Below are 5,174 nucleotides of genomic sequence, written 5' to 3'. Positions count from 1 at the left end.
GTGCCGATGCCGGGCTATGACGTGCAAATCCTGAACGAGGCGGGCGAGCCGCAACCCGCTGGTACTTTGGGGTCTATCGCGATCAAGCTGCCCCTGCCTCCCGGCACGCTGCCAACCCTGTGGAATGCCGAAGATCGCTTCCGCAAAAGTTACCTCACGACCTATCCCGGATACTACGAAACGGGGGATGCGGGCAGGATCGACGAGGATGGATATCTTTATATCATGGCGCGCACCGATGACGTGATCAACGTCGCCGGTCACCGCTTGTCCACCGGCGCGATGGAGGAGGTTCTGGCCGGCCACCCCGATGTGGCTGAATGTGCCGTGATCGGCGTCAACGATCCGCTGAAGGGCCAAGCCCCGATGGGGTTTGTGTGCCTGTCCAAAGGGGTCGACCGCCCCCATGCCGAGATTGCAGCCGAATGCCAGCAACGGGTGCGTGACCAGATCGGGCCAGTGGCAGCCTATAAGATGACGCTGGTGGTGGATCGCTTGCCCAAGACGCGTTCAGGCAAGATCCTGCGGGCGACGATGGTCAAATTGGCCGATGCAGAGCCGTTCAAACTGCCCGCAACGATCGACGATCCGGCCATTCTGGACGAGATAAAGTCGGCGCTGCAAACCATCGGCTACGCCAAGGATACCTGATAGATCCGGCACCCCAGAACGCGAAAAAGGCGGCTGTAACAGCCGCCTTTTCTATTCGATATCTAGGCCAGTTAGTGTTTGGCCACGAAGCTGTCTACCTGACGCTCCGCCTCGTCTTTGGCAACGCCGTAGCGCGCCTGAATCTTGCCGACCAGCTGGTCGCGTTCGCCGGCGGCTTCTGTCAGGTCATCGTCGGTCAGATCACCCCATTCTTCTTTGACCTTACCGGTCATCTGGCTCCAGTTACCTTTGATTGTATCCCAATTCATGTCAGGTCTCCTTTTGCTAAAATTCCAAACGATGAAAGCACCTGAATGGCCTCTCATGCGTCTCGGAATATCAACGCGCCAAAGGCACCGCGGTTCCGTCTGAAACGCGGATTAGTTGAACTGCTCGCTGATCAGCCGTTCTTCCAGACCGTGGCCCGGATCGAACAGGATACGGTGCTTGATCAACGGGTCCGAGGTGATCTCGACCGCAACGACATCGCGGTAGGAATTCCCGTCGGCGTCGGCCATCACAGGGCGTTTGGCGGGCTCCAGCACATCAAAGCGCACGGTCACTGTTTTCGGCAGCAAGGCCCCGCGCCAGCGCCGTGGCCGAAACGCCGCCATCGCCGTCAGGGCCAGCACATCTGCGCCAATCGGCAGGATCGGGCCGTGCGCGGAGTAATTATAGGCGGTGGACCCGGCAGGCGTCGCCACCAGTGCGCCATCGCAGACCAGCTCTTCCATCCGCACGCGCCCGTCGACGCTGATCCGAAGCTTGGCGGCCTGCGGCCCCTCGCGCAGCAAGGCGACCTCGTTCAAGGCCAGCGCCTTGGAAGTCTCGCCATTCGCATGTGTGGCGACCATCACCAGCGGATTGATCACCGCCTCTTCTGCTGCGCGCAGACGATCCACCAGATCCTCTTCGGCATAGGCGTTCATCAGGAACCCGATGGTGCCGCGGTTCATGCCATAGACCGGCGTCGACAGCTCTTGCGAGTCGTGCAGCGCCTGCAGCATGAACCCGTCCCCCCCGAGGGCGACGATAACCTCTGCCTCCTCGCGCGTGACATTGCCGTATCGTGCGCTCAGCGCCGTCAACGCATCCTGTGCAACATCAGAGCGGCTGGCGATAAAAGCGATCTTCATGGGCGGATGTTTCCAATGAGGGATATTCACAGTCAAAAGAACCACATATCGCGCCGACCTACCAGCTTTGCCGCATATGACGGTGCGACCGGCGCATTACGACCTTCACCCCCGTGCCGGATTAAGCTAGATAGCCCGCAACCCGCACACGTAGTCAAAGGAACCACGCCCATGTCCGGTTTTTTCACCACCCCCCTGTCCGAAGCCGATCCCGAAATCTTTGGGTCCATCACAGACGAGCTGGGTCGCCAGCGTAACGAGATCGAACTGATCGCCTCCGAAAACATCGTGTCTGCGGCTGTCATGGCGGCGCAGGGGTCGGTGATGACCAACAAATATGCCGAAGGCTACCCGGGCCGCCGCTATTATGGCGGGTGTGATTTTGTCGATGTGGCGGAAAACCTGGCGATTGAACGCGCGTGCAAATTGTTCAACTGCGACTTCGCCAACGTGCAACCGAATTCGGGCAGCCAAGCCAACCAGGGCGTGTTCACCGCGCTGCTGCAACCCGGTGACAGCATTCTGGGCATGAGCCTCGACGCGGGCGGCCACCTGACCCACGGGGCCAAGCCGAACCAATCCGGAAAATGGTTCAACGCCATCCAGTACGGCGTGCGCAAACAAGACAACCAGCTTGACTATGACCAGGTCGAAGCGCTCGCGAAAGAGCACCAGCCCAAGCTGATCATCGCCGGTGGTTCCGCCATTCCGCGCCAGATCGACTTCAAGCGGATGCGCGCGATTGCCGATATGGTCGGTGCCTACCTGCAAGTGGACATGGCCCATTTTGCCGGTCTGGTCGCTGCGGGCGAGCACCCCTCCCCCTTCCCCCATGCGCATGTGGCGACAACCACCACACATAAAACCCTGCGCGGTCCGCGCGGTGGCATGATCCTGACCAACGACGAAGCGCTGGCGAAAAAGTTCAACTCGGCCATCTTCCCCGGTATTCAGGGGGGCCCGCTGATGCATGTGATCGCCGCCAAGGCCGTGGCCTTTGGTGAAGCGCTCAAGCCCGAGTTCAAGACCTACATCCAACAGGTCATCAAGAACGCCCAAGCACTCAGCGACCAGCTGATCAAAGGCGGGCTCGACACGATCACACACGGCACCGACACCCACCTGCTGCTGGTCGACCTGCGCCCCAAAGGCGTCAAAGGGAACGACACCGAAAAAGCCCTGGGCCGCGCGCATATCACCTGCAACAAGAACGGTGTGCCGTTTGACCCTGAAAAGCCCATGGTCACCTCCGGCATCCGTTTGGGATCGCCGGCGGCAACAACACGCGGGTTTGGTGAGGATGAATTCCGTCAGATCGCCGACTGGATCATCGAGGTCGTCGACGGGCTGGCCGCCAATGGGGCCGATGGCAACGCCGAGGTCGAAGCCAAGGTCAAAGCCGAAGTCGAAGCGCTCTGCGCCCGCTTCCCGATCTACCCCAACCTCTAAAGCCCCGACCTCTAATGCGATGTGCCCCGGGCCCTTCCAAATGGATTAAATCCCGGGGGCCCGCAAGGGCGGGGCAGCGCCCCAAACCATGCCTCGAAACAAAGCCCCGCTTGCAGGTCCGCAGCGGGGCTTTTGCGTAGTCGGTCGCAACGGCAGCGCCCGTCAGACGTAGCCGCGCCACCACAGAAACGTGATGAACGCCACCGCAACGCAAATCAGATTGAACGCCACACTGGCCGCAAGACCAAGCCAGCGGTCCTTGCGCCGTTCGGCCACGTCGATCCCGGCAAGATGGTCCATCACGCGGTCATAGGCGGTCTGCACCGTCGCGCCCTCGAGCCTGCGTGCCATCTTGGGGTTGCGCGCCATAAAAGCCGCCTGTGCAAAGACCCTGCCTTCACGCCGCACCCGCGCGGGCAGACGTCGCCCTGCGCGCGCCAACGCATGAGAGACATCGCGCCCCTGCACACCCAGCTTTGCCTGCAAGCCGCGCTGCATTTCACGTGCCTTGGTCTCTAGGTCTTTTTGATCCAGCATGTTTCAACCCTAAACGGTCTGGCACATCGGCTGCAATGGCCCTACATCTTGGGCATGTTGAATTACACTGAATATGGCACCACAGGCGACGCCCCTGCCCTGCTGATCGTGCACGGTCTTTTCGGGTCAGGCCGCAATTGGGGCGTGATCGCCAAACGGATGTCCGACCAGCGCCGCGTGGTGACCGTCGACATGCGCAACCACGGGGACAGCCCGCGCGCGCAGACGCAAAGCTACCCCGAGATGGCCGCCGATCTGGCAGAGGTCATCACCCATCTTGGCGCGCCAATGGACGTCTGCGGGCATTCGATGGGCGGTAAGGCGGCCATGATGCTGGCGCTGAATCATCCCGAACTCGTGAACCGTCTGGTGGTCGCCGATATCGCTCCTGTCGCTTATGGCCACAGCCAGCAAGAGTTTATCGATGCGATGCGCACGGTCGATCTGGGTACGCTCACCCGCCGCGCCGACGCCTCTGACCAATTGGCGGCTGCGGGGGTCGAGCCTGCGTTGCAAAGCTTTTTCACCCAGTCGCTGGATGTGCCCAACAAGACGTGGAAGCTGAACCTTGATGTGCTTGAGGCAGAGATGTCCAAGATCGTCGGCTGGCCCGATGGGGTCGATGGACGATACGAGGGGGAGGTGCTGTTCCTGTCCGGCGGCAACTCCACCTATGTCAAACCCGAAGACCGCCCCGTGATCAAGGCGCTGTTCCCGCAAGCGCGCTTTGCCAAGCTGCCGGGCACAGGCCATTGGCTGCATGCAGAAAAGCCGCGCGACTTCGAGGCGTCTTTGCGGGCCTTCCTGACGCTGGGGTGAGGCAAAGGGGCACCGCATCGGGCGGTGCTGCGCCCCTGCCACATGGGTGTTGCCTGAAAACACGCCCCATATCCCGACATGCCCCCTTGCACCTCTCCCCCCAAAGCCTATAACGCGGAGAATTTGCAAACATCCGGGGGCCTGAGCCATGCCAAAAAGAACCGATATCCAGTCGATCATGATCATTGGAGCGGGGCCCATTGTCATCGGTCAGGCGTGCGAGTTCGACTACTCCGGCGCGCAGGCCTGTAAGGCCCTGAAAGAGGAAGGCTACCGCGTCATCCTCGTGAACTCCAACCCTGCGACGATCATGACCGATCCGGGGCTGGCGGATGCCACCTACATCGAACCCATCACCCCTGAAATCGTCGCCAAGATCATCGAGAAAGAGCGCCCAGACGCGCTGCTGCCAACGATGGGTGGTCAGACCGGGCTGAACACCTCGCTCGCGCTCGAAGAGATGGGCGTGCTCGAGAAATTCAACGTCGAGATGATCGGCGCGAAACGCGAAGCCATTGAAATGGCAGAGGATCGCAAGCTCTTCCGCGAGGCGATGGACCGTTTGGGCATCGAAAACCCCAA

Annotated in this window: 6 protein-coding genes and 1 pseudogene; 4 read left to right on the top strand and 3 right to left on the bottom strand. The window is 61.0% G+C overall.

Going from position 1 to position 5,174, the window contains the following annotated elements; translation table 11 throughout:
- Positions 1-651, top strand: a 651-nt coding sequence (locus B3849_RS15185; RefSeq protein WP_286780407.1) for an AMP-binding enzyme, incomplete at its 5' end; no start/stop codon positions are given.
- A gap of 71 nt (positions 652-722) precedes the next feature.
- Here the strand turns inward: B3849_RS15185 and B3849_RS15180 are convergent.
- Both B3849_RS15180 and B3849_RS15175 read right to left on the bottom strand, forming a co-directional pair.
- Positions 723-920 (bottom strand): CsbD family protein, encoded by a 198-nt coding sequence (locus B3849_RS15180; RefSeq protein WP_005849485.1) that lies wholly within the window; start codon positions 918-920, stop codon positions 723-725.
- A gap of 111 nt (positions 921-1,031) precedes the next feature.
- Entirely contained in the window at positions 1,032-1,787 is a 756-nt protein-coding gene (locus B3849_RS15175) for an NAD kinase (protein ID WP_005849487.1), read from the bottom strand.
- 171 nt (positions 1,788-1,958) lie between these two features.
- Here B3849_RS15175 and glyA point away from each other — a divergent pair, with 171 nt between their 5' ends.
- Entirely contained in the window at positions 1,959-3,236 is a 1,278-nt protein-coding gene (gene glyA, locus B3849_RS15170) for a serine hydroxymethyltransferase (protein ID WP_286780406.1), read from the top strand.
- Positions 3,237-3,398: 162 nt separating this feature from the next.
- Here glyA and B3849_RS15165 read toward each other — a convergent pair whose 3' ends face one another.
- Positions 3,399-3,773 (bottom strand): hypothetical protein, encoded by a 375-nt coding sequence (locus tag B3849_RS15165; protein WP_278425542.1) that lies wholly within the window; start codon positions 3,771-3,773, stop codon positions 3,399-3,401.
- A 54-nt stretch (positions 3,774-3,827) separates the two neighbouring features.
- Here B3849_RS15165 and B3849_RS15160 point away from each other — a divergent pair, with 54 nt between their 5' ends.
- Both B3849_RS15160 and B3849_RS15155 read left to right on the top strand, forming a co-directional pair.
- Complete coding sequence (locus B3849_RS15160) at positions 3,828-4,592, top strand: alpha/beta fold hydrolase (protein ID WP_278425541.1); 765 nt, start codon at positions 3,828-3,830, stop codon at positions 4,590-4,592.
- Positions 4,593-4,740: 148 nt separating this feature from the next.
- Positions 4,741-5,174 (top strand): annotated as a pseudogene (locus B3849_RS15155) (carbamoyl phosphate synthase large subunit); the annotation flags it as partial.

It is taken from the genome of Sulfitobacter sp. UBA4523 (assembly GCF_002388305.1).
Lineage (GTDB): Bacteria > Pseudomonadota > Alphaproteobacteria > Rhodobacterales > Rhodobacteraceae > Sulfitobacter > Sulfitobacter pontiacus.
The sequence above is the reverse complement of the archived record's forward strand: the minus strand, read 5'-3'. Positions and strand labels throughout refer to the sequence as shown.

Coding starts and splice junctions, on each gene's coding strand:
- B3849_RS15165 (WP_278425542.1), bottom strand. CDS start 3,773: ATGCTGGATCAAAAAGACCTAGAGACCAAGGCACGTGAAATGCAGCGC.
- B3849_RS15160 (WP_278425541.1), top strand. CDS start 3,828: ATGTTGAATTACACTGAATATGGCACCACAGGCGACGCCCCTGCCCTG.
- B3849_RS15175 (WP_005849487.1), bottom strand. CDS start 1,787: ATGAAGATCGCTTTTATCGCCAGCCGCTCTGATGTTGCACAGGATGCG.
- glyA (WP_286780406.1), top strand. CDS start 1,959: ATGTCCGGTTTTTTCACCACCCCCCTGTCCGAAGCCGATCCCGAAATC.
- B3849_RS15180 (WP_005849485.1), bottom strand. CDS start 920: ATGAATTGGGATACAATCAAAGGTAACTGGAGCCAGATGACCGGTAAG.